General features: G+C 71.0%; 26 protein-coding genes and 1 riboswitch. Of the genes, 12 read left to right on the forward strand and 14 right to left on the reverse strand.

What is annotated here, in order from left to right; genetic code table 11:
- On the reverse strand, positions 1-1,291 hold a 1,291-nt coding region (locus ACIBKY_RS31300), incomplete at its 3' end, for a glycoside hydrolase family 3 N-terminal domain-containing protein (protein ID WP_397102178.1).
- A gap of 151 nt (positions 1,292-1,442) precedes the next feature.
- On the opposite strand from ACIBKY_RS31300, the gene ACIBKY_RS31305 reads away from it, so the two are divergent.
- Complete coding sequence (locus ACIBKY_RS31305; RefSeq protein WP_397102180.1) at positions 1,443-2,879, forward strand: DUF3089 domain-containing protein; 1,437 nt, start codon at positions 1,443-1,445, stop codon at positions 2,877-2,879.
- A 32-nt stretch (positions 2,880-2,911) separates the two neighbouring features.
- On the opposite strand, the gene ACIBKY_RS31310 is transcribed toward ACIBKY_RS31305, so the two are convergent.
- Genes ACIBKY_RS31310 through ACIBKY_RS31320 form a run of 3 tightly spaced genes read right to left on the reverse strand, consistent with a single transcriptional unit; the run spans position 2,912 to position 6,896 of the window.
- Positions 2,912-3,790, reverse strand: a complete 879-nt coding sequence (locus ACIBKY_RS31310) for an alpha/beta fold hydrolase (RefSeq protein WP_397102181.1) — start codon at positions 3,788-3,790, stop codon at positions 2,912-2,914.
- Positions 3,791-3,836: 46 nt separating this feature from the next.
- Positions 3,837-5,882 carry a BTAD domain-containing putative transcriptional regulator gene (locus ACIBKY_RS31315; protein WP_397102183.1) on the reverse strand — a complete coding sequence of 682 codons (2,046 nt, stop codon included), beginning with the start codon at positions 5,880-5,882 and terminating at the stop codon, positions 3,837-3,839.
- A gap of 9 nt (positions 5,883-5,891) precedes the next feature.
- Positions 5,892-6,896 (reverse strand): rod shape-determining protein, encoded by a 1,005-nt coding sequence (locus ACIBKY_RS31320; protein WP_397102185.1) that lies wholly within the window; start codon positions 6,894-6,896, stop codon positions 5,892-5,894.
- Positions 6,897-7,059: 163 nt separating this feature from the next.
- Here ACIBKY_RS31320 and ACIBKY_RS31325 point away from each other — a divergent pair, with 163 nt between their 5' ends.
- The 8 genes from ACIBKY_RS31325 (at position 7,060) to ACIBKY_RS31360 (ending at position 13,100) form a co-directional block, all read left to right on the forward strand.
- Positions 7,060-7,632, forward strand: coding sequence for a CDP-alcohol phosphatidyltransferase family protein (locus ACIBKY_RS31325; RefSeq protein ID WP_397102187.1), 573 nt, complete (start codon positions 7,060-7,062; stop codon positions 7,630-7,632).
- The gene (locus ACIBKY_RS31330) at positions 7,629-8,414 is read left to right on the forward strand and encodes a phosphatidate cytidylyltransferase (protein ID WP_397102189.1); all 786 of its coding nucleotides are present in this window, start codon (positions 7,629-7,631) and stop codon (positions 8,412-8,414) included. Before ACIBKY_RS31325 ends, ACIBKY_RS31330 begins: the two co-directional genes overlap by 4 nt.
- Positions 8,411-8,992 (forward strand): lysophospholipid acyltransferase family protein, encoded by a 582-nt coding sequence (locus ACIBKY_RS31335; RefSeq protein ID WP_397102191.1) that lies wholly within the window; start codon positions 8,411-8,413, stop codon positions 8,990-8,992. Before ACIBKY_RS31330 ends, ACIBKY_RS31335 begins: the two co-directional genes overlap by 4 nt.
- Positions 8,989-9,777 (forward strand): class I SAM-dependent methyltransferase family protein, encoded by a 789-nt coding sequence (locus ACIBKY_RS31340; RefSeq protein ID WP_397102192.1) that lies wholly within the window; start codon positions 8,989-8,991, stop codon positions 9,775-9,777. The genes ACIBKY_RS31335 and ACIBKY_RS31340 overlap by 4 nt, the downstream gene beginning before the upstream one ends.
- Positions 9,762-10,616 (forward strand): aldo/keto reductase, encoded by an 855-nt coding sequence (locus tag ACIBKY_RS31345; protein WP_397102194.1) that lies wholly within the window; start codon positions 9,762-9,764, stop codon positions 10,614-10,616. Before ACIBKY_RS31340 ends, ACIBKY_RS31345 begins: the two co-directional genes overlap by 16 nt.
- Positions 10,617-10,688: 72 nt before the next feature.
- A complete protein-coding gene (locus tag ACIBKY_RS31350; protein WP_184960130.1) occupies positions 10,689-10,889 on the forward strand; it encodes a DUF5302 domain-containing protein in 201 nt (66 codons plus the stop codon).
- 164 nt (positions 10,890-11,053) lie between these two features.
- A riboswitch (cyclic di-AMP (ydaO/yuaA leader) is annotated at positions 11,054-11,191 on the forward strand.
- A gap of 216 nt (positions 11,192-11,407) precedes the next feature.
- Complete coding sequence (locus ACIBKY_RS31355; RefSeq protein ID WP_397102196.1) at positions 11,408-12,211, forward strand: hypothetical protein; 804 nt, start codon at positions 11,408-11,410, stop codon at positions 12,209-12,211.
- Between the two features lie 25 nt (positions 12,212-12,236).
- Positions 12,237-13,100, forward strand: coding sequence for an alpha/beta fold hydrolase (locus ACIBKY_RS31360; RefSeq protein WP_397102198.1), 864 nt, complete (start codon positions 12,237-12,239; stop codon positions 13,098-13,100).
- A 44-nt stretch (positions 13,101-13,144) separates the two neighbouring features.
- Here the strand turns inward: ACIBKY_RS31360 and ACIBKY_RS31365 are convergent, their stop codons facing one another.
- On the reverse strand, positions 13,145-14,353 hold the full coding sequence (locus ACIBKY_RS31365; RefSeq protein ID WP_397102199.1) for a DUF4032 domain-containing protein: 1,209 nt from the start codon (positions 14,351-14,353) through the stop codon (positions 13,145-13,147).
- Between the two features lie 23 nt (positions 14,354-14,376).
- Between ACIBKY_RS31365 and ACIBKY_RS31370 the strand changes: the two genes are divergently transcribed.
- Positions 14,377-15,942: a DUF885 domain-containing protein gene (locus ACIBKY_RS31370; RefSeq protein ID WP_397102201.1), complete on the forward strand. Its 1,566-nt coding sequence runs from the start codon at positions 14,377-14,379 to the stop codon at positions 15,940-15,942.
- A 259-nt stretch (positions 15,943-16,201) separates the two neighbouring features.
- Here ACIBKY_RS31370 and ACIBKY_RS31375 read toward each other — a convergent pair whose 3' ends face one another.
- From ACIBKY_RS31375 to ACIBKY_RS31385, 3 genes are read right to left on the reverse strand one after another with little or no spacing between them, the layout of a single operon-like run.
- Complete coding sequence (locus tag ACIBKY_RS31375; protein ID WP_397102203.1) at positions 16,202-16,849, reverse strand: class II aldolase/adducin family protein; 648 nt, start codon at positions 16,847-16,849, stop codon at positions 16,202-16,204.
- A gap of 24 nt (positions 16,850-16,873) precedes the next feature.
- Positions 16,874-17,755, reverse strand: a complete 882-nt coding sequence (locus ACIBKY_RS31380; protein WP_397102205.1) for a Clp protease N-terminal domain-containing protein — start codon at positions 17,753-17,755, stop codon at positions 16,874-16,876.
- A gap of 38 nt (positions 17,756-17,793) precedes the next feature.
- Positions 17,794-18,387 carry a TetR/AcrR family transcriptional regulator gene (locus ACIBKY_RS31385; RefSeq protein ID WP_397102207.1) on the reverse strand — a complete coding sequence of 198 codons (594 nt, stop codon included), beginning with the start codon at positions 18,385-18,387 and terminating at the stop codon, positions 17,794-17,796.
- A gap of 49 nt (positions 18,388-18,436) precedes the next feature.
- On the opposite strand from ACIBKY_RS31385, the gene ACIBKY_RS31390 reads away from it, so the two are divergent.
- Complete coding sequence (locus tag ACIBKY_RS31390) at positions 18,437-19,381, forward strand: carbohydrate kinase family protein (protein ID WP_397102209.1); 945 nt, start codon at positions 18,437-18,439, stop codon at positions 19,379-19,381.
- Between the two features lie 470 nt (positions 19,382-19,851).
- The gene (locus ACIBKY_RS31395) at positions 19,852-21,066 is read left to right on the forward strand and encodes an aminotransferase class III-fold pyridoxal phosphate-dependent enzyme (RefSeq protein WP_397102211.1); all 1,215 of its coding nucleotides are present in this window, start codon (positions 19,852-19,854) and stop codon (positions 21,064-21,066) included.
- A gap of 578 nt (positions 21,067-21,644) precedes the next feature.
- Here ACIBKY_RS31395 and ACIBKY_RS31400 read toward each other — a convergent pair.
- The 6 genes from ACIBKY_RS31400 to ACIBKY_RS31425 form a co-directional block, all read right to left on the reverse strand.
- Positions 21,645-21,968, reverse strand: coding sequence for a nuclear transport factor 2 family protein (locus ACIBKY_RS31400; protein WP_397102213.1), 324 nt, complete (start codon positions 21,966-21,968; stop codon positions 21,645-21,647).
- Positions 21,965-23,059, reverse strand: a complete 1,095-nt coding sequence (locus ACIBKY_RS31405; RefSeq protein WP_397102215.1) for a low temperature requirement protein A — start codon at positions 23,057-23,059, stop codon at positions 21,965-21,967. Before ACIBKY_RS31405 ends, ACIBKY_RS31400 begins: the two co-directional genes overlap by 4 nt.
- A gap of 468 nt (positions 23,060-23,527) precedes the next feature.
- On the reverse strand, positions 23,528-24,091 hold the full coding sequence (locus tag ACIBKY_RS31410) for a superoxide dismutase family protein (protein ID WP_397102217.1): 564 nt from the start codon (positions 24,089-24,091) through the stop codon (positions 23,528-23,530).
- Between the two features lie 58 nt (positions 24,092-24,149).
- A complete protein-coding gene (locus ACIBKY_RS31415; RefSeq protein WP_379610402.1) occupies positions 24,150-24,398 on the reverse strand; it encodes a 4a-hydroxytetrahydrobiopterin dehydratase in 249 nt (82 codons plus the stop codon).
- Between the two features lie 10 nt (positions 24,399-24,408).
- Positions 24,409-25,251 (reverse strand): carbohydrate ABC transporter permease, encoded by an 843-nt coding sequence (locus ACIBKY_RS31420; protein WP_397102219.1) that lies wholly within the window; start codon positions 25,249-25,251, stop codon positions 24,409-24,411.
- 54 nt (positions 25,252-25,305) lie between these two features.
- Complete coding sequence (locus ACIBKY_RS31425) at positions 25,306-26,148, reverse strand: carbohydrate ABC transporter permease (protein WP_397102221.1); 843 nt, start codon at positions 26,146-26,148, stop codon at positions 25,306-25,308.
- Positions 26,149-26,161 lie beyond the last annotated feature (13 nt).

Genomic DNA, 26,161 nt, shown 5'->3' on the forward strand with positions numbered 1-26,161 from the left:
GGGGGGCGCGCGGGGGGGGGGGGGTGTCCGGCTGCTGCTGTGGGGTCGGGGCGCCGCCCCCCCCCGGGGCGGGGGGGGCCCCCCCCCCCCCGGGCGGGGGGGCCCCCCCCCCCCCCCCCACGGCCCGCGCCTCCTCCTCCAGTTCGGGGGAACGGCCGGCGTCGCCCAGCCGGTATCCGGGCGCGTACTCCAGCTCCCGCCCGGCCAGCGCGCGCATCTCGGTGAGCACGTCGTCCAGCCGCGTGGGCACGATGTGGGAGCTGCCCGCCCCCTGATATCGGGGGGTACGCGCGAGTTCGCCCACCACCGCCACCGAATCCTGGAGCCCCAGAGGCAGCACACCGTCGTTCTTCAGCAGCACGGCGCACTGACCGGCCACCTCGCGCGCCAGCCGGTGATGTGCGCCGGCGTCGAACGTCCCCTCACCGGGCTGGGCCCGCGCGACCAGCGCCAGGACGCGGGCGGCGGAGGCGTCCAGCAGTTCCTGGTCGAGCGCGCCGGCCTCGACCGCCTTGACCACCGACGCGTCGGAGGCCCGGCCGGAGGTCGGCATCTCCAGGTCCAGACCGGCCCACAGCGCCGCAACCCGGTCGTCGACCGCGCCCCAGTCGGACACGACGACGCCACGGAAGCCCCACTCCTCGCGCAGTACCTCGGTCAGCAGCCATGGATGCTCGGAGGCGTACACGCCGTTGACCCGGTTGTACGCGGTCATCACCATCCACGGCTTCGCGACGGTGACGACGTGCTGGAAGGCGGGGAGGTAGATCTCGCGCAGGGTGCGTTCGTCGACCTCGGCGCTGACGCGCATGCGGTCGGTCTCCTGGTTGTTGGCCGCGAAGTGCTTGACGGCGGCGCCGACACCCTGCGACTGGATGCCGAGGACGAGCGCGGCGCCGAGCACGCCGGACAGGCGCGGGTCCTCGGAGAAGTACTCGAAGTTGCGGCCGCACAGCGGGGAGCGCTTGATGTTGACGCCGGGGCCGAGCAGTACCTGCACGTCCATGGCACGCGACTCCCGGCCGAGCGCCTCACCCACCCTGCGCGCGAGGTCCGGGTCCCAGGAGGAGCCGAGCGCCACGGCGGGCGGGAAGCAGGTGGCGGGCGTACTGTGCCCGACTCCCAGATGGTCGCCGTCGTCCGGCTGGCGGCGTACGCCGTGCGGCCCGTCGCTGAGCGTGATCGACGGTATCCCGGCCCGCTCGATCGCCTGGGTGCGCCAGAGCGACTCGCCGGAGGTGAGCGCGGCTCGCTCGGCGAGGGTGAGCCGGTCGAGAGGGTTGTCTGTCATGCGTTTCCTTTCGCGGTCAGGGCGCGCAGTACGGCGAGGCTAACAAAAACTACCGATCAATTGGTAGGCATTCGCCGAGGCCGTTGACGGGGTGATTCGCGGGCCCTACGGTGAGGCTACCAATCAGTCGGTAGGTTTTTTGGAGCAGCGCATGCGCAGACGCACCGCCGTACTGTCCGCCGCCTGCCTGATCACGGCAGCGTGCTTAACCGCGACCACCCCGGCCGCCGCCCACACCACCCCACCCCCAACCACCACCCTCGCCTCGTCCGGCCAGACCGGGACCGCCCTCTCCTTGTCTGGCCAGAACAGCACAACCGGGACGCCTGGGGACGGTGAGGCCGTGGAAGGCCTGGCCGCGGAGGAGGCGGCCAAGGATTTGCTGACCGGTCCGCTGGCCCAGCCCGTGTGGTTGTGCCGTCCCGGCAAGGCGGCCAACCCCTGTGGTCAGGATGCCGCCGGCAACCCCATGGACCCCGTGATCACCGGCAGGTACCCGGACGGCCACCAGGTCGGCCTGGACGCCACCGTCATCCGCCCCGACGGCACCACGACGAACGAACCGCTACCCCCACCCCAGTCCCCGAAGGTGGACTGCTTCTACGCCTACCCCACCGTGAACCTGCTGGCCAACCCGCTCCTGCTGCTCGGCGGTAATCCGCCGGTCGCCAGGGAGAGCGAGGCCGCCGTCACGCTGACGCAGATGGGCCGCTTGACCAGCCACTGCCGGGTGTTCGTGCCGCTCTACCGCCAGGTCGCCCTCACCGGCTACCTGCTGGGCGCCATCATCCCGCCGCACTTCGAGACCGCGTACCAGGACCTGAAGCAGGCCTTCCGCCAGTACTGGGACACCGACAACATCGACCCTGCCACCGGCAAGCGGCGCGGCGTCATCCTGCTCGGGCATTCGCAGGGCGCCTTCCACCTGGCGCGGCTGCTGCAGGAGGAGTTCGACGGCAACACGGCCACCACGAAGAACCTGGTCGCCGCCTACATCGTCGGCGCCGAGGTCAGGGTGCCGGTCGACGCGCCGTCCGGGGGTGGCTCGGATCCGGTCTCGACGTTCCAGCACCTGCCGGCGTGTGAACGGCCCAGCGCCCAGGCCCCCATGCCGGTCGGCTGTGTGGTGGCGTTCAACTCGGCCGATCTGCAGTCCGGCCACGAGGAGACGGTCGCCTTCGGCCGCGCGCCGGACCCGGCACACCGCGTCCTGTGCGTGAACCCGGCCGCCGTCCTGGCCGGTGGACCCGCCGACGCGACCACACCCATGCGCCCCTACATGCCGACCAAGAAGCTCCTCAGGGGGAACCTGCTGGCACCGGCCGGTTCGCTCAGCCTGCTGCTCAACTTCACGCCGACCGCGCATCCGACGGGCTTCGCGGCGTACGCGGACCTGGCCACGGGAAGGTGCGCACGCACCGACACCAGCAAAGGCAGGCTCGACTGGCTGCAGGTGGACGGGCTGGACGGCATCCGCTCCTCCCACTCGGCCCTGGGCCTGCACGTCCTCGACTACAACGTCGACGGCGGCGGCCTGGCCGCGCTCGCCGCGGCCCAGGCCGCCGCCTGGACGGCAGGCGCCGGGTAACACCTCACGCACGGGACAACCGATTCAACGCCTCACGCACGGGACAACAGGTCGAGGAGGGCTTTGAGCACCAGCTCGGGGTCCTCCTCGGCGACGAAGTGACCGCTGGTGATCGTGCGATGCTCGAGATCCGGCGCCCAGGCGCCCCAGAGCGCGACGGCGTCGTAAGGCAGCACGGCCCCCCAGTCCTGCTGCAGGACGGTCACCGGCATGCCCAGCCGCCGCCCCGCCGCCCGATCGGCCAGATCATGCTCACGGTCGGCGCCGGCGCTGGCCCGGTAGTCGGCCACGATCGAGGTCACGGCCTCCCGCGAGGCCCGCAGATACTCCGCCCGCACGTCGTCGGGGATCGCCTCGGCCCGACGTACCCACGTGTCGAGAAAGTGCCCGAAGAACGCGTCGGGCGCCGCGGCGATCAGCCGTTCCGGCAACCCGGGCGGCTGCGCCATCAGGTACAGATGGAACCCGACCGCGGCCGCCACGCCGTTCATGACCTCCCACATGTCCAGCGTGGGCAGCATGTCGATCGGCGCCAGGTGGGTGATCGCGTCCGGATGGTCCAGCCCGGCCCGGAAGGCGACCAGCCCGCCCCGGTCATGCCCCGCCAGCGCGAACCGGTCGTGTCCGAGCGCACGGGCCAGATTGACGACGTCCTGAGCCATGCGCCGCTTGGAGTAGGTCTGTCCGTCGAGGTCGGCCGGCTTGTCGCTGGCGCCGTACCCGCGCAGGTCGGGGACGATCACCTGATGGCCGGCGGCGAGGGCGGGGGCGACGTGCCGCCAGATGAGATGGGTCTGCGGGAAGCCGTGCAGGAGCACGATCGGCGAGCCGGAGCCGCCGACGGCCACGTTGAGCGAGACGTCCCCGTCGACGGGGACGCGCTGGTAGGTGAATCCTTCGATACCGGTCATGGGAACAGCCTGGAGCGCGGGTGTTGAAGAACGATGGAATCCGTCTTCAACGCCCGAGCGCGGCCAGGGCGGCCTCCAGGGCGGCCTTGCCGTGGACGACCTCGTGCGCGCCGGCCTCCCACAGGCCCAGGGCGAGCAGGCCGCGGGCGTAGGCGATCCGGGGGTCGGCGGGGGAGAAGGGGTCGGCGGGCGGCGGGTCGAGCGCCCCCACCAAGGCCAGCGCGCGGGCCACCACGAGCGTGCTGCCCACCGTCAGCTCGGGGTCGGGCGCGCCGCGGTGGCGCCGGTCCATGGCGGCCAGGCACGACGCCTCCTCCAGCAGCAGGTCACGGGCGCCGGGGTCGGTCATGGCGCGTTCCGCGGCGCCGGTGACGGCCGCCAGCCAGCTCGCCTGCACGGTGGCGAGCGCCGCGCGCCGCTCCGCCTCGGGCGTGCGGGCGAGCGCGAAGTCCCGCAGCAGGTCGTGGTAGCGGTAGCGACCGGCCGCCGCCGACTCCAGCAGGCTGAGGTCCACGAGTTCCTCGCAGGTCCGCTCGGCTTCCCGCGCGTCGCGGCCGAGCACCGCCGCCGCCAGCTCCACCGTCAGTTCGGCGCTGTCGGGTACGGCCAGCCGCCGAAACCCCCTGGCCAGCTCCTCCCCAAGCTGGTCATAACTCAGCGCGAACGACGCCTCCACCCCCAGATCCCCCACCCGCAGCTCACCCAGCGGCTGCGCGGACAGCCGGGCCAGCAGGTCCTCGACGGTCCACCGGGGCCGCGCCGCCAGCCGCGCTCCGGCCACCCGCACCGCCAGCGGCAGGTACCCGCACGCTTCCGCCACCCGCGCGGCCGTCCGCCCGGAAGGAACCCGGGCGAGCGCGGTGAACAGGGCGACGGCCTCGCGTTCCGGCAGCACGTCGAGGTCCACGTGCCGGGCGCCGATGAGGTCGGACAGCCGGGCCCGGCTGGTGACCAGCACACCGCTGCCCGGCCCGGACGGCAGCAGCGGCCGGACCTGGGCCGCCGAGACCGCGTTGTCCAGGAGGAACAGCACCCGCCTGTCCACGGTGAGCGTGCGCAGCAGGGCGGCCCGTTCATCCTGGTCCGGCGGGACGCGCCCGGCGCCGAGGGCGTCGAGGAAGCGTTCGAGCACCAGGGCGGGGTCGGCGGGGTCCGCGCCGGCGCCGCGCAGGTCGACGTGGAGCTGGCCGTCGGGGTAGCGCTCCCTGACCCGGTGGGCGACATGGACGGCCAGCGCCGTCTTCCCGACGCCGCCGAGCCCGGAGATCGCCACCACGCCGGTCCGCAGGAGTTCCTCGACCGCCTGCACGGCCTCCTGCCGCCCGGTGAAATCGGGAATGTCGCCCGGTAGCTGGGCGGGAAGCGGGCCTGCCGTACCGGCGGAAGACGGGCCTGCCGTACCGGCGGGAAGTGTGCCCGTGATGACCTGCCGGTAGACGTCGGCGAGCTCGGACGACGGCTCGACTCCCAGCTCCTCGTCCAGGACGCGGCGCGCCTCGGTGAAGACCCCGATCGCCTCCGACTGCCGCCCGGCCCGGTACAGCGCCCGCATCAGCAGGGCGCGCACGCTCTCCCGCAGCGGGTACGCGGCCACCAGCGCGCCCAGCTCGCCGGTCACCTCCGCCCCGGCCTCCAGGTCGGCGGCCAGCCGCCGCTCCAGCACCGCCAGCCGCTCCTCCTCCAGCGCCGCCCGCCTGGCCTCGGCGTAGGGGCCCGGCAGGTCGGCCAGCGCCTCGCCCCGCCACAGGGCCAGCGCCTCGGGCAGCCGCCCGGCGTCCCGCAGCCGCTCGAACTCCGCCAGATCGGTGGAGACCCGGACGAGCCGGTAACCGGATCCGACGGACACCAGCGCCTCCCGGCCGAGCACGCCGCGCAGCCTGGAGGCGTAGGTCCGCAGGACGTTGCGGGCGGTGGCGGGCGGGTCGTCCGCCCACAGCACGTCGATCAGCTGGTCGCGGCCGAGCGTGCGGCCCTCGGCCAGGACCAGGGCGGCCAGCAGCAGCCGCTGCTTGGGCGAGCCCAGGTCGAGCTCGGCCGGCCCGCGCCGCGCGCGAACGGGGCCGAGCAGGCCGAGGTGCAGCGTGTCGTCCATCCTTCGAGCCTACGGTTGCATCAGCGTGTCCCTGCTGATCCGGCCGATGTCGTCCACGCAGCGGCCGAGACCGAGCGCGACCGTCTCGACCGGGCGCTCGGCCCGCTGGACCGGCACCTCCAGTTCGAGCCGCAGCCGCCGCGCCAGCCCGCGCATGAGCGCGCCGCCGCCGGTCAGCACCGCGCCCCGGTCGGCCACGTCGGCGGCCAGGTCGGGGGAGCAGCGCTCGATGACCTCGCGGGCGGCCCGTACGATCATGCTGACGGTCTGCCGGGTGGCCTCGTACACCTGCCCGGCGGAGATCGCCACGATGCCGGCCCGGCCGGAGCGGTCGACGCCCCGCACGCTCGCCGTCCGGGTCACGGGCCGCCAGGCCGAGCCGATGCCGCGCTTGGCCACCTCGGCGGACTGCTCGGTGATGTCGAGGCCGTGGTCGTGCTTGACCTGGGCGACGATGACCCGGTTGACGTCGGCGCCGCCGGACTGGACGGTGGCGGCGTGCACGACGCTGGCGCACGAGACGACGGCGATCCTCGTGGTGTCGCGGCCGATGTCGATGATCATGTTCCCGGCGGCCTCCCTGACCGGCAGCCCGGCGCCCAGCGCGGCGGCCAGGCCGTGGTGGACGAGGTAGACGCGCCGCGCCTCGGCCTGGAAGGCCAGGTCGCGCAGGGCGTTGCCGGCGAAGCCGGTGCTGTCGGCGGGCAGCGCGATGACCATGCGCGGCCGGGAGAACGGATGGCCGTGCACCTTGCGCAGGAAGTGCCGGATCATGCGCGTGGTCAGGTCCACGTCGGCGGGGACGCCGCCGACGACGGGCCGGATCGCGACGGGTTCGGGGCCGGTGCCCGGCGGGGTGTCCGCGCCGTAGCCGATCACCTTGCCGGTGGTGGCGCAGCGGACGACGAGCGAGGGTTCGTTGATGACGATGCCGCGCTTCCTGGCGTAGATCTGGGTGCTGGCTGCTCCGAGGTCCAGCGCCAGATCCTGGCCCAGGATGCGCATGGGGTTCATATCGCACCAATCGGTCGGCGGGTCATGTTGAGCCTCATATCCGGCGAAGTTCCACCACAACCTCAAGAACGTTCGATCCTTTGACGGGTTGAGTAGGGCTACTCACCTCATATGCGCTTAAAGCCCCATGTGTCGGAGCCTCTCCAGGTCAGAACCTGGTCACATGAACGGCCTCTACGCACTCAAGCCCTGGTACGCCGCCCGGCTGGGTGGCGTGCGCGCCCTCCTGGTCGCCCGCGAGGTACCCCCATGGGCCATCACCGCCGCCGGGGTCGCCTTCGCGGCCGCGGCGGGAGCCGTACTGGCGGCCACTCCTCCAGGGCCGCTCGCCGCGCTCGCCGTCGCGCTGCTCCTGGCCGCCCGGCTGGCCTGCGCCAACCTCGACGGCGGCGTCGCCCGCGAGAGCGGGCGCGCCACCCGGTTCGGCGCCGTCGTCAACGAGCTGGGCGACCGCCTGGCCGAACTGGCCGTGCTCGCCGGCTGCCTTGTCCTGGCCCCGCCCGCGCTGGTGGCGAGCGCGGCGCTGGCGGCCACCCTGCCGTCGTGGGTCGCCCTGGCCGGTGCCGCCGCGGGGGCGCGGCGCGCGCAGGGCGGCCCCGTGGGCAAGACCGAGCGCTGCGTGCTGCTGGTCGCCTTCGCCCTCACGGGCTGGGCGCCGTGGCTGATCGTGCTCGCCGCCGGCTCGGCGATCACCGCTCTGGTACGGCTGGCGCGCATCGGAAAGGAACTGGCGTGATACTCGAGACCGCTCCCTTCCTGGCCGGCGCGCTCGGCGCCAGCGGCGTGGCCGTGTGGGTCTCGCACCGGCGCGAGCTCGTCCAGCGCTGGCTGACCTGGGCCGTGGCCGCCCCGGTGGTGACGCTGGCGCTGCTGGCCGGTCCGGTCGGCGCGGCGGCGCTGGCCGCGGCGCTCGGCGTCGTGTGCGCCGCCGAGTACGCCCGGCTGATCCGGCTGCGCCCGCCGGAGACCCTGATCCTCGCCGGTGCCGCCGCCGTGCTGCCGTTCCTGCCCTCGCCGCTCGCCGCGGGCCCGTTGCTGCTGCTGGCGCTCGTCCTCGTCCCGGTGCTCGGGGGCGACGCCGAGGACGGCGGCAGGCGGGCCGCGTACTCGGTCTTCGGGCTGCTCTGGATCGCGCCGCTGAGCGCCCTGGCCACGCTCGCCCCGGCGACCGCGTTCGCCCTCGTCCTGGCCGTCGCGCTCGCCGACGTCTGCGCCTGGTGCGGCGGCAGGCTCCTGGGCGGCCCGGCGCTGTCGCCGCTGTCTCCGGCCAAGACCTGGGGCGGGGTCGTGGGCGGCGCCGCCGGCGGCCTGACGGTCCTGTTCCTGTTGGGCGAGCTCACTCCGGTCACCGCGCTGGCCGTGGCCGCCGGGGCGCCGCTCGGCGACCTGCTGGAGTCGATGCTCAAGCGGGGCGCCGAGGTCAAGGACGCGGGCACCTGGCTGCCCGGCTTCGGCGGCCTGCTGGACCGCGTGGACTCGCTGCTCGTGGCGCTGGCCGTCGTGGTGGTGCTGCCATGAGCCTCGGGGCCGCGATGCGGCGGCGGCTGTGGCGTAGCGCCTTCGCCTGCAGCGGCGGCCTGGCCGTCGAGGGCCCGGTGCCGGGCGGGCCGTGCGTCGTGGTCGCCAACCACTGCTCCCACGCCGACACCGCCGCCCTGCTGGCCGCGCTGCCCGCGCGGCTGCGCCCGTCGGTGGCGGCCGCCGCCGACTACTGGTTCGCCAACCGGGCGCGGGCGCTGGTCTGCCGGACGCTGGTCTCCGGCTTCCCGGTACGGCGGGGCGGCGGCGGCTCCGCGGACCTGGCGGCGGCCGTACGACTGCTGGACCAAGGCCGGGTCCTGGTCGTCTACCCGGAGGGCACCCGCTCGCGCGACGGCCGCGTCGGCGACTTCCACGGCGGCGCGGCGCGGCTGGCCGAGGCGGCCGGTGTCCCGATCGTCCCGGTCCTGCTGGAGGGGACCGGCCGCGTGCTGCCGGTGCACGGCCGGTTGAGCCGCGCCCCGGTGACGGTCCGCTTCCTGCCGCCCGTGTCCGACCTGAAGACGGCACACCACCTCCTGCGCTCCCGACAACTCCCGAAGGGTGAAATTTCATGAAGTGGGCACTTATGCGGTTCCTGATGCGCACCGTCGGCCGGACCAGCCGCGGCATCCGCATTGGCTACCGCCACGGCTTCGACAGCGGCACCATGCTCGACTACGTCTACGTCAACAAGGCCCACGGCGGGCCCCTCGACCGGATCTACCTGAACTCGGTCGGCTGGCGGGCCATCCGCGCCCGCCGCGACCTGCTCAAGGAGGTCATCAGGGACGAGGTCTCCGCCAGGGCCGGCCGCGCGCTGATCCTCGACGTGGCCGCCGGGCCCGGCCGCTATCTGCAGGACGTCGCCAGGGAGCAGCCCGAGGTCGAGGTGGTCTGCCGTGACCTGGCCGCCGACGGCCTGCGCCGGGGCAGGGAACTGGCCAAGGAGCGCGGCCTGGCGAACATCCGCTACGAGCGCGGCGACGCCTTCGACCCCGAGCCGCTGGACCGGCCGGCCGACATCATCGTGGTCAGCGGGCTGTACGAGCTGATCCTGGACGACGAGACGATCAAGAAGTCCCTGGCCAGGCTGCGCGACCTGCTCGCCCACGACGGCGTGCTGATCTTCACCACGCAGACCCGCCACCCGCAGCTGGAGTTCATCGCCAACGTGCTGCCCAACCGCGACGGGCGGCTGTGGGTGATGAAGTGCCGCCAGGCCGAGCAGCTGCACACCTGGGCCGTCGAGGCCGGGTACGCCGACGTCGTCAGCAGGCGGGAGAAGGTCGGCCTGTTCACGGTGACCACGGCGACTCAGCGGCCGGAATGTATGACCATGGACGCATGCAGACACGACTGATCGGTCAGATGAGTGTCAGTGCCATCGGGCTCGGCGCGATGCCGATGTCGGTGGAGGGCCACATGCCCGACGAGGAGCAGTCGATCAGGACCATCCACGCGGCCCTGGACGCCGGGATCACGCTGATCGACACCGCCGACGCCTACACGCCCACGGAGGCCGAGGTCGGGCACAACGAGCGCATCGTGGCCAAGGCGCTGGCGAGCTGGGGCGGCGACAAGGACGCGGTGCTGGTGGCCACCAAGGGCGGGCACACCAGGCCACGCGGGCGCTGGGACGTGGACGGCCGGCCCGAGTACCTCAAGCGGGCCTGCGACCGCTCGCTCAAGGCGCTGGGCGTCGAGTCGATCGGGCTTTACCAGCATCACCGGCCCGACCCGGCGGTGCCGTACGAGGAGTCGATCGGCACGCTCGTGGACCTGCTCGACGCCGGGAAGATCCGGATGGCCGGGATCTCCAACGCGAACCCGGCCCAGATCAGGCAGGCCAACGAGATCCTCGGCGGGCGGCTGGTGAGCGTGCAGAACCAGTACTCGCCGAGCTTTCGCGGCAGTGAGCCGGAGGTGGACGTCTGCGAGGAGATCGGCGTGGCGTTCCTGCCCTGGGAGCCGCTGGGCGGCATGAACCACGTCGGCCGGCTCGGCCGCCGACACGCCGCCTTCGGAGAGGTCGCGGCCGAGCGCGGGGTCTCCCCGCAGCGGGTCTGCCTGGCATGGGAGCTGGCCAGGAGCCCGGTGATGATCCCGATCCCCGGCTCCAGCCGCCCGGCGACGATCCTCGACTCGCTGGCCGCCGCCGACCTGGAGCTCACCGAGGAGGAACTGGCCAGGCTGGGCTGACGCGGTGCCCGGTTTCGCGTCAGGTCGGCCGTCGTGCGAAGCTGTTGTGGTCCCCAACACCAGGAGGTCCTCATGGCGGAAACACCGGAGCCGGAAGTCAGCGAAACTCCCGAGGACGAGATGAAGCGCAAGTTCCGGGAGGCCCTGGAGCGTAAGCGCAATCAGCACTCCGACTCGGGTGCGGGTGGCAGGGGCACGGATCAGTCAAAGATCCACGGCGCACACGGCCCTGCTGCCAGCAAGCGTTCGTTCCGGCGCAAGAGCGGCGGCTGAGTCGGCGTTCTGAGGGGGTACGGCTTGGCCGTACCCCCCTTTTTCTTGACCTTCTTAGGTAGATCTTCGCCCGTTTCATGGCGATTGTTTTGCTTTTGCTCTCTTTGGCACTTACAGTCCTAAGCGTTACCAGCTGGCGACCTGGCCCTTCATCAGGAAGAGGCGGCCGGCTGGCGCCGAATCCCGTACCCGCGGGAACCGGGGAACCAATGTTCCTTGGGGTGAATCCGACGTACGCGTCGGTAGGGCATCTCCACGCCCGAACCCGTCAGCTAACCCGGTAGGCGCGATGGAGAGGACTGATCTTTTCATGCACCACCGCGATGAGCCCCCATTCCGCGTAGTTTCACCCGCCGCCTACTGAGCGGCCCCTTCCCCAGGCTTACCCCCCGCGCTTCCGCGTAGCGTCCGTTCGGCTTTGTGCCCGGCTACGCCGCTTTGACGAGCGCATTTCCCCGTCCCCGCACAAAGGACTTCTCTTCTTCATGTCTTCCCGCTTTGGCATGCGTTCTTTCACCATGCTCGCCTCCGTTGCCGTCATCGGCGCGGTCACCCTCAGCACCGGCGCAACCGCACACGCGGATGACTTCTCCGAGAAGAAGCCCCTTCTCAAGGGCTCCACCACCGCCTCCTACTACTGGGACGACGCCTCCGGCCGCAACGGCGACACCGGTCTTCCCGCCTCCGGCAAGCCCATGCAGAAGGGCCTGGCCGCCAGCCCGAGCTGGCCCCTCCTGACCGAGGGCTACGTCATCTACAAGGGCAAGAAGGAGCCGTTCTTCGTCGGCGACCGCGGCCCCGGGGTCCCCTCGAACAGGGGCATCATGCTCGACCTCGACGCCAAGACCTTCGCCTCGCTGACCGGCGGCAAGTTCAACTCCAGCTCGCTGACCGTCGACGGCGTCGGCGGCCAGGGGCACATCAAGATCGACTACGTCATCACCAAGTGGGGCCCCGGCGTGGGCAAGAAGAACCACCCCGTCGCCTTCTCCACCGGCGCCTGGTCCCGCAAGGACGCCAGGCCCGCCACGCCCCCGGTCGTGACCGCGGAGGAGAAGACCGAGAAGAAGGACGAGAGGCCCGAGACCCCGGCCGCTCCCGCGCAGGTCGCCGAGAAGGCGCCCGGGAAGGCCCCCGCGCAGACTTCCGCACAGGCCTCCGAGCGGGACAAGGCGCCGAAGGCCGAGCTGGCCGCGGCGGTCACCACCCGCGAGACCGAGTCGAACGGTGTGGGCGGACTCGCCCTCATCAGCGCCCTGGCCCTCCTGAGTGGCGGCATGTTCCTGGCCCGCGGCCGCATCCGCAAGGCGTTCGACCGCTGACCTCTTTACTCATGAGGAACAGAATGTGATTCTGTTCCTCATGGGTCAGCGCGCCGCCGTCAACGGCATCGAGATCGTCTACGACAGCTTCGGCTCGCCACAAGCACGGCCGCTGCTGCTCATCATGGGCCTCGGCGCCCAGCTCATCCACTGGGACGAGGAGTTCTGCGAGCTCCTCGCCGAGCAGGGCCACCACGTCGTCAGGTTCGACAACCGCGACGCCGGTGAATCCACGCATCTTCACGAGGCGGGCGTTCCGGAATTCGGATCGCCCGCTTCGCCGTACCTGCTGGCGGACATGGCGCGGGACGCGGCCGGGCTGATCGACGCGCTCGGCTGGCCCGCCGCGCACGTCGTCGGCGCGTCGATGGGCGGCATGGTCGCCCAGCAGCTCGCGCTCGACCATCCCGGACGGGTGCGCACGCTGACCTCGATCATGTCCACGCCCGGACCGCAGGTCGCGCCGCCCACGCCGGAGGCGAGCGTGACCCTGATGTCGGCTCCGCCGCCCGACCGCGCGGCCGCGATCGCGCTGGCCCAGCGGACCTGGGGGGTGATCGGCTCGCCCGGGTACGACCTGGACACCGAGCGGATCGCCCGGCTGGCCGGGCTCGCCTATGACCGGGCGCACGACCCGGCGGGAACGGCCCGGCAATTGGCCGCCATTCTGGCCTCCGGTGACCGGACCGAAAGGCTGGCTCGGCTGGCCGTACCCACGCTTGTCCTGCACGGAGAGGACGACGTGCTCATTCCGGTCGCCGGCGGCCACGCAACCGCTGCGGCAATTCCGCGCGCAAGACTGGTCACGTTCCCCGGAATGGGGCACGATCTGCCCAAGCCACTCTGGTCGCGGATCGTGGAAGAGATCACGAAACACACGGCCGGGTGACCCGCGTCGCGCGGCCGTTCCCCCACGGCGGCCGCGCGACGTCCTCAGATCGTGGGTTCGTCCGGCAACAGTGCCTTCTCGTCCGGCTTGTGGATCAGCACCTCGTCGATGTACGACTTCACCGCCGCGCTCAGCCCCACGTCGCTGCCGGCCGCCTCCGACAGGTACCACCGGTGGTCGAGCACCTCGTGGAACACCTGTGCCGTGTCGAGCTTGCGGCGCAGGTCGGCCGGGATCGCCTCTATCGTCGGCTGGAAGGCCTCGGCCAGCCACCGGTGCGCCACGATCGCCTCGTCCTCGTGCCGCAGGCCCTTGGCGACGCGGAAGCCGTCCAGGTCGTTGAGCAGCCTGCGGGCCTGGTTCTCCTCCACGTCCAGGCCGGTCAGGCGGAGCAGGCGGCGCTGGTGGTGTCCCGCGTCGACCACCTTGGGCCGCACGATCAGCCGCCCGGTGCCGACCTTGCGGCGCACCATCATCTCGGCCACGTCGAAACCGAGCAGGTTGAGCCGCCGGATGCGCTGCTCGACCTTGTGCCAGTCGACCTCTTCGATGATCTCGTCCTGGGTGATCTCGCTCCACAGCCGGTGGTAGCGGGTGACGATGTCCTCGGCCGTCTCCATCGGATCGACCGACGGGTGCAGCAGGCCACCGGTCTCCAGGTCGAGCATCTCGCCGAAGATGTTGACGTGCGCGGTCTCGATGTCGGCCAGCCGCTGGCCCTCGCTGATCATCGGGTGCATCTCGCCGGTCTCGGCGTCCACCAGGTACGCGGCGAACGCACCGGCGTCCCGGCGGAAAAGCGTGTTCGACAGCGAGCAGTCGCCCCAGTAGAAGCCGTTGAGATGCAGACGCACCAGCAGCACGGCCAGCGCGTCGAGCAGCCTGGTCAGCGTGTCGGGGCGCAGCGTGCCGGACATCACCGCCCGGTAGGGCAGCGAGAACTGCAGGTGCCGGGTGATCAGCGCGGCGTCCAGGCCCTCGTCGCGGCCGGTGACGTAGGCGACCGGCTCCACCGACGGGGCATCCAGCCTGGCCAGGTCCCAAAGCAGCTGGTACTCGCGCTTGGCGTACCTCTCGCTGATCTCCTTGATCGCGTAGACCTTGCCGGACAGGCGGGCGAAGCGGACCACGTGCCGCGAGATGCCGCGGGGCAGGTCGACCAGATGGTGCTGCGGCCACTCGGCGAGAGGGGTCTCCCAGGGCAGCCGGATCAGGTCGGGGTCACCCAGCGCGCCGGTGATCTGTAGGGGCATTTCATCAGGATATGGTGCGATCCGTGGACGAGTTTCTCTCCTGGTACTTCACCAACAACCCCATCCTCGCCAACCACCTCGGAGCCGACGGATACGACCACACGCTCGGCGACTTCTCCGCCGCCGCGCTGATCGCCGTCGAAGACGAAGAGCGCCGCTGGATCACCCGCCTGTCCGAGCTGGAGCCCCAGACCCTCGACGACGCGATCGATCGTGACCTCGTCCTGTCGCAGCTGCGCGGCTCCGTCGCCATGGCGCAGTGGCCGGCATGGCGGCGCGACCCCGCCTTCTACGTGTCCCTCGTGTTCACCTCCCTGAACGCGCCGTTCCAGCAGAAGCTCAAGCCCGAGCACGAACTGGTCGCCGCCGCCGTCTCCCGGCTGGCCGAGGTTCCCGGCGTCCTGGCCGACTGCCGCGCCAACCTCGACCCCACGATCGCCGCGCCGCTGCTCATCCAGCGCGGACTCGGCCAGGCCCGCACCGGCCGCCGCTTCCTCACCTCCACGCTGCCGTCGCTGGTCGACGACCCCGACCTGCGCGCCAAGCTGGCCGCCGCCGCGGAACCCGCCGCCGACGCCTTCGACCAGCTCGTCACCTTCCTCGACGGCTTCGAGTGCGGCGGCACCTGGCGCATGGGCGAACAGCTCTACACCGTCCTCCTGCGCGAGCGCGAGCTCCTCGGGTACGGCGCCGCCGACCTCCACGCCAAGGGCGAACACGAATGGGCCGCCCTCGACACCCGCATGCGCGAGGTGGCCCGGCGCGTCAACGGCACCGAAGACTGGCGCGCCGCCATGGAATCCCTCATGGACGACCATCCGCCCACCCTCGAAGCCATGCGCGCCGAATACGAGGCCGAGACCCAGCGGGCCCGCGAATTCGTCCGCGACCGCGACCTCGTCACCTTCCCCGAGGGGGAGGAGTGCAAGGTGCTGCCCTCGGCCGAGTACACGCGCCCCATCCTCGCGGTGGCCCACTACCTCGCCCCGCCGCCCCTCAGCACCTCCCGCACCGGCATCTTCTACGTGCCCTACACCCCCGACGACTTCACCGACGAGCAGATACGCCAGCGCCTGCGCACCAACGCCCGCGCCCAGATGCCGTCGATCGCCGTTCACGAGGCCTACCCGGGGCACCACTGGCACCTGTCGCACATCGCCGAGAGCCGCCGGACGGTCAGGAAGGTGTTCCGCACGCCGTACTTCACCGAGGGGTGGGCCCTGTACGTCGAGAAGATGCTGCACGAGCAGGGCTACTTCGACACGCCCGCCACCGAACTGGCCCACCTGGACTGCCGGATCTTCCGCGCCGCCCGCATCGTCGTGGACACGGCGCTGCACTGCGGGGACATGACGATCGAACAGGCCGAGACCTTCATGGCCACGCGGGCGTCGTTGTCGCCGGGGACGGCGCAGGGGGAGGTCAACCGGTACTGCGCCTGGCCCACGCAGGCGCCGTCGTACCTGACGGGCGCGATCGAGATCGACCGCATCAGGGAGTCCTACCAGGGCACACTCAAGTCCTTCCACGACCGCTTGGCCGGCTCCGGCGGACTCCCCCTCGGCCTGGCCGAAAAAGCCCTCACCTAACCCCACCAGCGCCCCTCCGGGGCCTCGGGGTTCCCGGGGTGTCGCCCTTCCGGGTCCAACCCCGCAGGTTTCCTGAGCTCCAGGCCCCGCGAGCTCTCGCCCACCCGGCAGCTCCCGGAGCCTGGGGTCTCCCTGAGCCTTGTGTCACCCGGTCCCACGCCTCCCGGTCCCGCGTCCCTTCGCGTCTTCCGGTCCCGCGCCTCCGGGTTCCCTTCCGATGGTCTCCAAGCCCTGGCCGCCGAGTCCTTCGGGGGAGCGGTCAGGGGGTGCGGCGGGGGAAGGTGGGTGGGTTGAAGGAGCGGTCGATCACCGCGGCCAACTGGTCCTCGGTCAGCACCGTGGGCTTCCCGATCGACAACCCGCGCACGTACACCTCACACAGCCACTCAAGCAGCCGGGTAGCCTCGAACGCCTGCTCCAACGTGGCGCCGATCGTCACCCCGCCATGGTTGGCCAGCAGTGCCGCCTGTTTGCCCTCCATGGCCAGCCTGACGTTCGCCGCCAGCTCAGGCGTCCCGTACGTCGCGTACTCGGCCACCCGCACCACCCCGCCCAGCATGAGCGCGTTGTAGTGCACCGGAGGCAGTTCGGTCATCGTGGTCGCCACCACCGTCCCGAAGACCGAGTGCGTGTGCACGATCGCCCGCGCCGACGTGGTGGCGTAGACGGCGAGGTGCATCGGGGTCTCGGACGACGGCTGGAGGTCTCCCTCCACCAGGTACCCGTCCAGGTCGACGACTGTGCAGGCCTCCGCCGTCAGCCGGTCGAGCTGGACTCCGGACGGGGTCACCGCGACGAGGTCGCCGTCCCTGGCGCTCAGGTTTCCGGATGAGCCGATGACCAGGCCCTGGTCGACGGCGCGCCGGCCGTACTCGCACATCTGTTGTCTGAGCTCGGCCAGCAGCATGCCGGACAATGTACCGCGACCGGGTCAGGGGATCAGGCGGCGGCCGGGCGCGGTCGCCGTGCCGTGGGCGGCGTGGATGATCTCCGTGGCGAACCCGACGCATTCGCCGCAGATCCGCACGCCCGGCCCGTTGACCATCGCCCGCTCCTGATCCGCGCAGCCGCAGAACGAGCAGGCAGAAATGTCCCGCTTGCCGAGTTTCCGCCCGCGGCGTCCGGGCCGGGGAGGGGGCGGGATGAGGTCGTTGAGCTCCTTCTTGATCCGCGCGGGGTCGACCCCGAGGTCGTCCAGGACGCGCCGCGCCGACGAGCCGGGATCCATGGCCAGGATCCACAGCAGGTGCTCGGTGCGCGTCAGGTTCTGCCCCCTGCTCGCGGCGAGGCGGCGGGCGCGCATCACGTTGTCGTACGCCTCGCCGTCCCCCACCACGCCCCCTCGCGGCGCGAGCAGGCGCGCGGCCGATTCGCGGATCCCCTCCCTGGTCACCCCCACCCGGTCGAGCACACTCGCGGCGGCCCCCACCTCCAGCAGCCCGAGCAGAAGATGCTGGGTGCCCGGCGCGCTGCCCTCCGCGTCCGCGAGGGCCTGCGCGACCTCGACGCACACCGACAGCCGCGGCGCGACCGGTGCCGGTTCGGCCGCGGGCCCGCCGCTCACCTCCAGCCTCGGCGCGAACCGCTGGCGAGCGGCCTGCTTGCTGATGCCGAGCCGTTCGCCGATGTCGGTCCAGGAGAGCCCGGCGGTGCGGGCGGCGTCGACGTAGTGGTCGACCATGCCATCGGCGGCGGCGCCCGCCAGCGTGGCGTAGGCGATGGCGGCTTCGAGCAGTGCCAGAGGCTCCGGCGAGGCGGCCCGCTCGGCCACCGCCTCGATCATGGCCTGGGTGTTCAGCGCGTGGCTGTCCATGCCGACAACATTAGGTTGTCAATCTGCCTTCGACAACCCTAACTTGTCGCGAGTCCGTCGATCGCCGCCGCCATGAGCCGTTCAAGATCTGCATGCCGCAGCCGCCCTGGATACAGCAGCAGGTGCAGACTCAACCCGTCGACCAGGGCGAGCAAATGCTCCGTGGCGTCGTCGAGGTCCGCCTCCGCGCGTACCTCTCCCGCCGCCCGAGCCTCAACCAGCAGTCCATGTACGGCGGCGCGCAACTCACCCGCCTCCGCCCGCTGCACCTCGGCCAGTTCTTCCGACGCCAGACTCCGGCTCCAGAAGCTGACCTCCAGCCGGGTCTCCTCGGTGCGCTCCGCGTCGAGCGGAAGGTTGTCCAGCAATACCTCCCGCAACGCCGCAAGCCCCCCGAGTTCGCCGACCTTGGCGGTCAGCCGCTCACGGATCCGCCGATGCGACTCCCGCAACGCCGACAGCAGGATCTCATCCTTGTCGGCGAAATAATGGGACAGAACACCATTGGAGAGCCCGGCCTCCTTGGCGATGGCGCGGGTGGTGGCCGCGTCGATGCCATCCCGCACGATGACCCTGCTGGCGGCGGTCAGCACGTCGCGTCGGCGCTCGTCGTGGTCCACGATCTTCGGCATGCGAGCATTGTATTGACTTTTTAGTCGGACGTCTGTCTACTAACGCGGTATGACGGTCGTCACAGTCGGCGTGCACATCGTCGACATCCTCACCCGCCCCGTGGAACACATCCCCCCGGGCCAGGACACCGTGCTCGTCGACCAGATCCGCCTCACCGCCGCGGGCGCCGCCGCCGGCACCGCCGTGGACCTGGCCAAACTCGGCAACCAGGTGATCTCCCTGGGCGCCATAGGCGACGACGAGCTCGGCGACTTCCTCCTCATGGTCATGGGCCGGCACGGCGTGGACGTCTCCCACATCCGCCGCCGCCCCGGCGAACAGACCGCCGCCTCCATCCTCCCCATCCGCCCGGACGGCGGCCGTCCCAGCTTCCACGTCCCCGGCGCCAACCTCTCGGTCACCCCCGCCGACGTGGACCCCGGCATCCTGTGTACGGCGAAGGCCGTCCACCTGGGCGGCGTGGACGTGACCTTCGGCCTGGGCGACCCCGCGTTCTTCGCCCTCCTGGACTCACTGCGCGCCGCCGGAACCATCATCACCATGGACCTCCTCTCGGAAATGCCCGACCTCTTGGGCATGGCGAAGGCGTTCCTCCCGCACGTCGACTACGTCCTCCCCAACGAGTCCCAGGCCCTCCTCATGACCGGCGCCAAGACCTTGGAAGAGGCCGCCGAAGCCCTGCTGGCCGAGGGCCCGAAGGCCGTCCTGATCACCATGGGCGAGAAGGGCAGCCACATCCTCACCACCCCCGAGGCCGGGGGCGCGGTGACCGGCGAGGTGGTACCAGCCCTGAAAACCGAGGTCAGCGACACAACCGGCTGCGGCGACGCGTACTGCGCCGGCTTCATCACCGGCCTCCTGCACGGCCAGGACGTCCTCACCGCCGCCCACTGGGGCACGGCCGCCGCCGCCCGCGTCGCAACCGGCCTGGGCTCCGACGCCGGCATCACAGACCTCCCCTCCACCCTCACCCTCCTAACCACCCCCTCCTAACCACCCCCCACTTGACCCACCACCCACCCCCAACCACCTTGCCCACCCCAACCACCTTGCCCACCACCCCAACCCCACCCAGCCACCTCGCCCACCACCCCAACCACTTCGCCCACCCAGCCACCTCGCCCACCCCAACCCCAACCCAACGCACCCCAACGCACCCCAACGCACCCCAACGCACCGCCCACCCCACCCCAACGCACCGCCCACCCCACCCCAACGCACCGCCCACCCCACCCCAACGCACCCCCGCCCAACACACCCCGCCCACGCCACCTCACCCCGCCCACGCCAGGCGGTTGGCCCGATCGGCCCGCCTTGACCCACTCGGCCCGCCTTGACCCACCACCGCAACCCACCGTTCGTCCCACGGCCACGACGCGTCACGCGGCAGAGACCGTCCGAGAGGCGACACCCGCGTGACGCCGAGAGATAACTCCTGGGGGACGACGACGGAAGGAATTGAGATGACAGATAGCGAACTTCGTCAGCGCGCCAACAAGGTAGTGCCGGGCGGGATGTATGGGCATCTCAACGCGGCCATCTTCGCGCCGGGCTACCCGCAGTTCTTCCAGCGCGGGGATGGATGCCGGCAGTGGGATGTGGACGGGCGGGAGTACATCGACTTCATGTGCAGTTGGGGGCCGGTGGTGCTTGGGCATCGGCATCCCAAGGTGGAGGAGGCGGCCGCCGTTCAGCTGGCGAAGGGGGACTGTCTCAACGGTCCGGGCGCGGTCATGGTCGAGCTGGCGGAGTTGCTGGTCGACACCGTGCCCAGTGCTGATTGGGCGATGTTCTCCAAGAACGGCACCGACGCCACCACGCAGGCGTTGATGGTGGCCAGGGCGGCTACGGGGCGTAACAAGGTGCTGATGGCGCACGGCGCCTACCACGGGGCCGACCCCTGGTGTACGCCGTCGCTCGCCGGGACCACGCCCAATGAGCGGGCCGACCTCGTGGAGTTCGCCTACAACTCGCTGGCCGGCCTGGAGGAGGCCGCGGCCACGGTCGAGGGGGATGTGGCGGCGATCATCGTGACGCCGTTCAAGCATGACTCGTTCGAGGACCAGGAGCTTGTGGAGCCGGAGTTCGCTCGGGGTGCGCGGGCGCTGGCCGATCGGCTTGGGGCCGCGCTGGTGATCGACGACGTTCGGGCGGGGTTCCGGATCGATCTGCGCGGGTCGTGGGAGCCGTACGGCGTGCGGCCCGACCTGACCGCCTGGTCCAAGGCGATGGCCAACGGGTACCCGATCGCCGCGGTCACCGGCACGGACGCACTGCGCGGGCCGGCGCAGACCCTGTACTCGACCGGCTCCTTCTGGTTCTCCGCCGTGGCCATGGCCGCGGCCAAGGCCACGATCGAGACCCTGCGCGACACGAACGGCATCGCCGCCATGGAGAAGGCCGGCTCCCAACTGCGCGAAGGACTGTACGCGCAGGCCAAGTCCCACGGGTTCACGGTGAAGCAGACGGGGCCGGTGACGATTCCCTGGCTGAGCTTCGAGGGTGACGCCGATCTGTCGGTGGCCATGCATTGGAGTTCGGCGTGCTTGCGGCACGGGGTGTACATCCATCCGTGGCACAACTGGTTCATGTCCGCCGCCCACACGGAGGCCGACGTGGCCCGCGCCCTGGAGGGCACCGACGCCGCCTTCGCCGAAACCCGCGCTCACCTCGGCTGAGGCTGGCCTATCGACCCGGCGACACCGTGATGGAGTGCTGGTCGGCCCGTGGGCGATACGTGCTGCTTCCAGATCGGGCACTTGAAACGCGGGTGTGACCGCGAAGTGGGCGGGTGAGGCGGCCGGGCGAGGTGGCCGCGAAGTGGGCGAGCGAGGTGGCGGGTGAGGTGGCCGGGCGAGGTGGCCGCGAAGTGGGCGAGCGAGGTGGCGGGTGAGGCGGCCGGGTGAGGTGGCCGCGAAGTGGGCGAGCGAGGTGGCGGGTGAGGTGGCCGGGCGAGGTGGCGGGTGAGGTGGCCGCGAAGTGGGCGAGCGAGGTGGCGGGTGAGGTGGCCGGGCGAGGTGGCGGGTGAAGTGGCCGGGTGAGGTGGGCTAGCGATGCGGCCGGGTGAGGTGGCCCGGGAGTGGGCGGGTGGGGTGGCGGCCCAGGGGTGGGGTGGGTGAAGTGGTGGTGGGGGATGCTGCGAGGGGTGGAGGCGGGCTGGGCGGCGTACCGGAGGATGGGTGGATGCCGCGCCGCGCGCGAGGCGGTGCGGCGCGGCCGGGTGAGGGGGAGGGCCGCCTTGGAAGGGCGTGGAGAGTTACAGGGGGATGGCGGCGGCGGTTTGGCGCCAGATCCGGCCGTCTCGGATGATCAGGGTGCCGTAGGCGCTGACCTGGTTGTTGTTCACCGTCATGACGGCGTTGTAGAAGATGGTGTCGTTCACGGCCTGGAGGGCCTTGATCTCCGCTACGTGGGGCTTGAGTTCCAGGTAGGCGGTGAAGAAGGCGCGGATCTCCTCGGGGCCCGTTGCCACGCGGTCCAGGCGGACGATCATGGCGTCCTCGTGGTACTGGGCGAGGATGGCCTCCAGGTCGCCGTCGGCGATGGCCGTCAGCTGGCGGGTGAAGAGGTCTTCGATCATGGTGTGTCTCCGGTGACGGGGCGGGCCAGCAGGTACGCGACCTGACCGGCGCCGATGAGCAGGACGAACAGCAGCACAACGGTCACCGGGAGCCACGAGAACACGAGGATCAGCCCGGCGCTCGCGGCGCGGACGGTGGATGAGCGGCGGTCGCCGGAGCACAGGTGTTGCAGGCCGAGCGTGGCCAGGACGAGCGCGGCGGGGATGCCCACCGACCAGCCGGACGATCCGGGCTCGGCCAGCGCGTGCTCCACCCCGATGCCGAAAGCGGCCAGCCCGAGCGCGAGCGGCAGGTGCGAATACACCCATACCTGCCCGGCCAGCCGCGTACGCAGGACGACGGACTCGTCGAGGTGACCGAAGTACAGCCACCAGAAGGCCATCGCCACCGCGATCCCGCTCAGCGCGATCAGCACGCTGCCCGGCGTCACGGCGTGACTCTTGAGGCCGAAGACGACCGCTGCGACGACTTCGCCCAGGACGATCACGACGAACAGCCCGAACCGCTCGGGGAGGTGTTCCGTCTGCGGCGGCAGTGAGCCTTGATGGCGTCGCGCGAGGAACGGCGTCGCCAGGTCGATGGCCACGGCGACGCCCCACAGGACGTACCGGATCGGCGGCTCGAACGCCAGCGACAGCAGCCAGATCGCCGCCGCGATCGCGAAGCCCTGGATGTAGCGGGTGGTGAGCGCGCGGGCCTCGGGGACGTGCTTGCGCGCCCTGACGTAGGCGACGATGAGGAGCAGACGTACGACGACGTACGACACGGCGAACAACGCCGACCGGTTGCCGATGTCGCCGACGCTGGCGGCCATGAGCGCGATCGCGAGGATCTGCGGCAGCATGAGCAGGCGGTGGCTGACGTCGTCGGTGTCGAAGCGGTTGGCGTAGAAGACGTAGCCCGCCCAGGCCCACCAGAGCGGGACGAACAGGCCGACGAAGGCCAGGCCGTTCCCATGGGCCAGTACGTCGGCGAGCTCCGCCACGGCCACGACGAACACGAGGTCGTACAGGAGTTCCAGCCAGGTGGCGCGCCTGTGGTCACCCTCGAAAAGCCTTAAGCGGGGCGGCTGCCACCGGCGTTCAGACATTCTTCAAGCCCTTCGACGTAATTGTGTAAGCATCCTAGGGCCATAGCCGACAAGACCGCCCAGACCTGGGCACGGGGGCCAGGGGAGGCGGGTGCGTCGCCCAGCGGAGTTTCAAGGCCAGGGCATGCGCGGAGGCTGCGGCAGCGCGAAACAGGCGGTGGGGCAGGGGTGAGCGCCTGTGGGCGAAGGCAACGCGAAGCGCGTGGCGCGGGTGGGCACGCGGTGGCGTGCGGAGGTAGCGGCGGAGCGGCTGGGGCGAGGGAGGGCGCGGCTGCAGCTGATGGCCGCACGAGCGCCGCTTGCCCCCGGGAGGGGCGGCCAGGGAATGGGTTACCGAGGGGCAGGAGGCAAGCCCGGGGCGGGGACGGCTGGGGAAAGCGGTGACCGGGGGGCGGCGCGACGAAGGGCGACCCAGGAAGGGGAAGGGGCGGCGCGGCGAAGGGTGGCCCAGAAGGGGGGAAGGGCGGGTTAGTTGAGGGTGAGGCAGGCTACCCGGGAGCCTGCGGTGCCCGCCGACGGCCCCGTGCTGGTGGTCGGCTGGGCGTGGATGACCAGGGCGCGGGGGAGGTGGCCCGGCTCCAGGGCCCAGTCGTTGCGGGCCGTCGCGCGTCCCGTGCCCTCGGCGTCCGTGGTGACGTCGAGCCACACCTCGTTCGCCGCACTGGCGCTCTTCCCGTGGTGCTGGAAGTGGGGCCCGGCGTCGTCGGGCTTGGCGCCGCACGGGTTGGTGTGCAGGTGCGCGCCGTACGTACGCTTGGGCAGCAGCCCTTCCACGACCAGCGACGACGTCGTCCTGCCGCCGATCGACTCGGCGGTCAGGCTGGCCTGGGATCCGGCGGGGGCGAGTTTGCGGTCGTAGGCGATGGCCGCGGTGTCGGCGTCGGTGAAGCGGCCGGCGCCCTTGAGCGTCACGGCGGCGGTGGGTGTCACGGCGGCGGTGGGTGACGGGGCCGCCACGGGGGTGGCGGACTGCGTGCAGCCCGCGGCCAGCAGCGGCACGAACAGCGACAGAAGGATGGCGGGCCGACGCATGGTCTCTCCCCGGAGTGACGGGCTGTGGGCCTGCCAACTCTAGCGAGTGACCGTGTACTTACGCTCCGTGTTTGGCCGCGATTTCGTCAATGATGGCCGCCAACCGGTGGTCGAGGTCGGTCAGGCCGCCCGCGTCGTGCGTGGTCAGGACCAGGTGGAGGGTACGCCACCGGATGTCGATGTCGGGATGGTGGTTCATCTCCTCGGCCTTGACCGCGATCTCGTCGACGATGCGGATGGCCGTGGGGAAGTCCGGCGCGGTGATCGTGCGCCGGAGTTCCTCACCTTCGCGGGTCCACTCACTCATGAGGGCAACGTTACTTCAAGGCCCCCGCGCCGAGCCCGGACTGGATCTGGCGCTGGAAGATGATGTAGACGATCAGCACCGGGATGATCGCCAGGTTCATGGCGGCGAACAGGGCGGGCCAGTCGGCCTCGTAGCCGGCGATGGTGGAGATGTCGGCGATGCCCTGCGTGATGACCCATTTCGAGCGGTCGGCCGGTACGAGCGCGAGCGGCAGCAGGTACTGGTTCCACTGGCCCAGCACGTTGAAGATGGTGATGCTGATCAGGCCGGGCTTGGCCATCGGCAGCATGACCTGGAAGAACGTGCGGGTGTGCGAGGCCCCGTCGATCTTCGCCGCTTCGGCCACCGCCTCGGGCAGCGTACGGAAGAAGGCGGCCAGGAAGAACACGGTGAAGGGCAGCGAGTAGGCGATGTAGACGATGATCAGGCCGAGGTAGGAGTTGAGCAGCCCGACCTGCTTCACCACGAAGAACAGCGGGGTGATCGCCAGGAAGACCGGGAACGCCATGCCGGAGACGAACAGCAGGTAGATGAGCTTGCTGCCGACGAACTTGTAGCGGGCCAGCACGTAGGCGGCCATCGAGCCGAACAACATCGTGCCGAGCGTGCTGAAGAACACGACGATCACCGTGTTGATCATGTACTGCCCGACGTGGGCCTTCTCCCAGGCGCGGGCCCAGTTGTCCCAGCGGACCGCGCCGGGGAGCTGGAGCGCGTCGCCGAAGATCTCGGTGTTGTCCTTGAACGCGGCCAGGAACGTCCACAGGAGCGGAAGGATGATCAGCAGCGCCCAGACGGCGAGCGCGACGTGCGACAGGCCGCTCAGGGCGCTGGGCTTCGGCTTGTTTCGCATGTCAGAGTCCTCTTGCCGAGCGATGACGGATGGATGCGTGTCGCCTCGGATCCATCACATCTCGATCTTCTCGCGCCGGGTGACGCGCAGGGTCAGCACCGCGAAGGTGACCGTCAGGAAGAACAGCGCCACGCCCATCGCGGAGGCGTACCCGACCTTGCTGTAGGAGAAGGCGGTCTTGAAGATCTCCACGGGGAGCACGGTGGTGGCGCCGTCGGGCCCGCCGGCGTCCAGGGTGAGCACCTGGACCAGGGCGAAGCAGTCGAAGGCGGCGATGCCCAGGTAGACCCAACCGACCTGGATCGTGTCACGCAGCAGCGGCAGCGTGATGCGGAAGAAGAGGGTGAACCGGCCGGCCCCGTCGAGGGCGGCGGCCTCGAAGTAGTCCTTCGGGATGGCCGACATGCCCGCGGAGAACAGCACCACGTAGAAACCGACCGCCTGCCAGACCATGACCGCGATCAGCGACCAGAGGGCCAGGTTGGGGTCGCTCATCCAGCCGATCGGCTCGCCACCCATTTTCATGACGGCGCCGTTGATCACGCCGCTCTCGTCGGGGCGGTAGATCGCCTTCCAGAGCACGCCGACGATGGCGACGGCCAGGACCTGGGGCGCGAAGAACACGACCTTGTAGAAGGTCGAGCCCCACACGCCCCGCATGCCGGCCCCGCGCGAGCCGCCACCCAGGTTGAGCAGGAAGGCGAAGGCCAGCGCGAGGGCGAGCACGACGAGAGGCATCACAAGCAGGACGATCCCGTGGGTCCGCAGGGCGTTCCAGAAGACCTCGTCGTTGAAGAGTCTGGTGAAGTTCTCAAACCCGACGAAGGCGGGGTTCGCCTGGTAGCCGTTCCAGCTCGTCAGCGAGAGCTGAAAAGCCTGAATGTACGGACTGATCACGAAGACTACGTAA

This window comes from Nonomuraea sp. NPDC050394 (assembly GCF_044459065.1).
In the GTDB taxonomy this organism is placed as follows: domain Bacteria; phylum Actinomycetota; class Actinomycetes; order Streptosporangiales; family Streptosporangiaceae; genus Nonomuraea.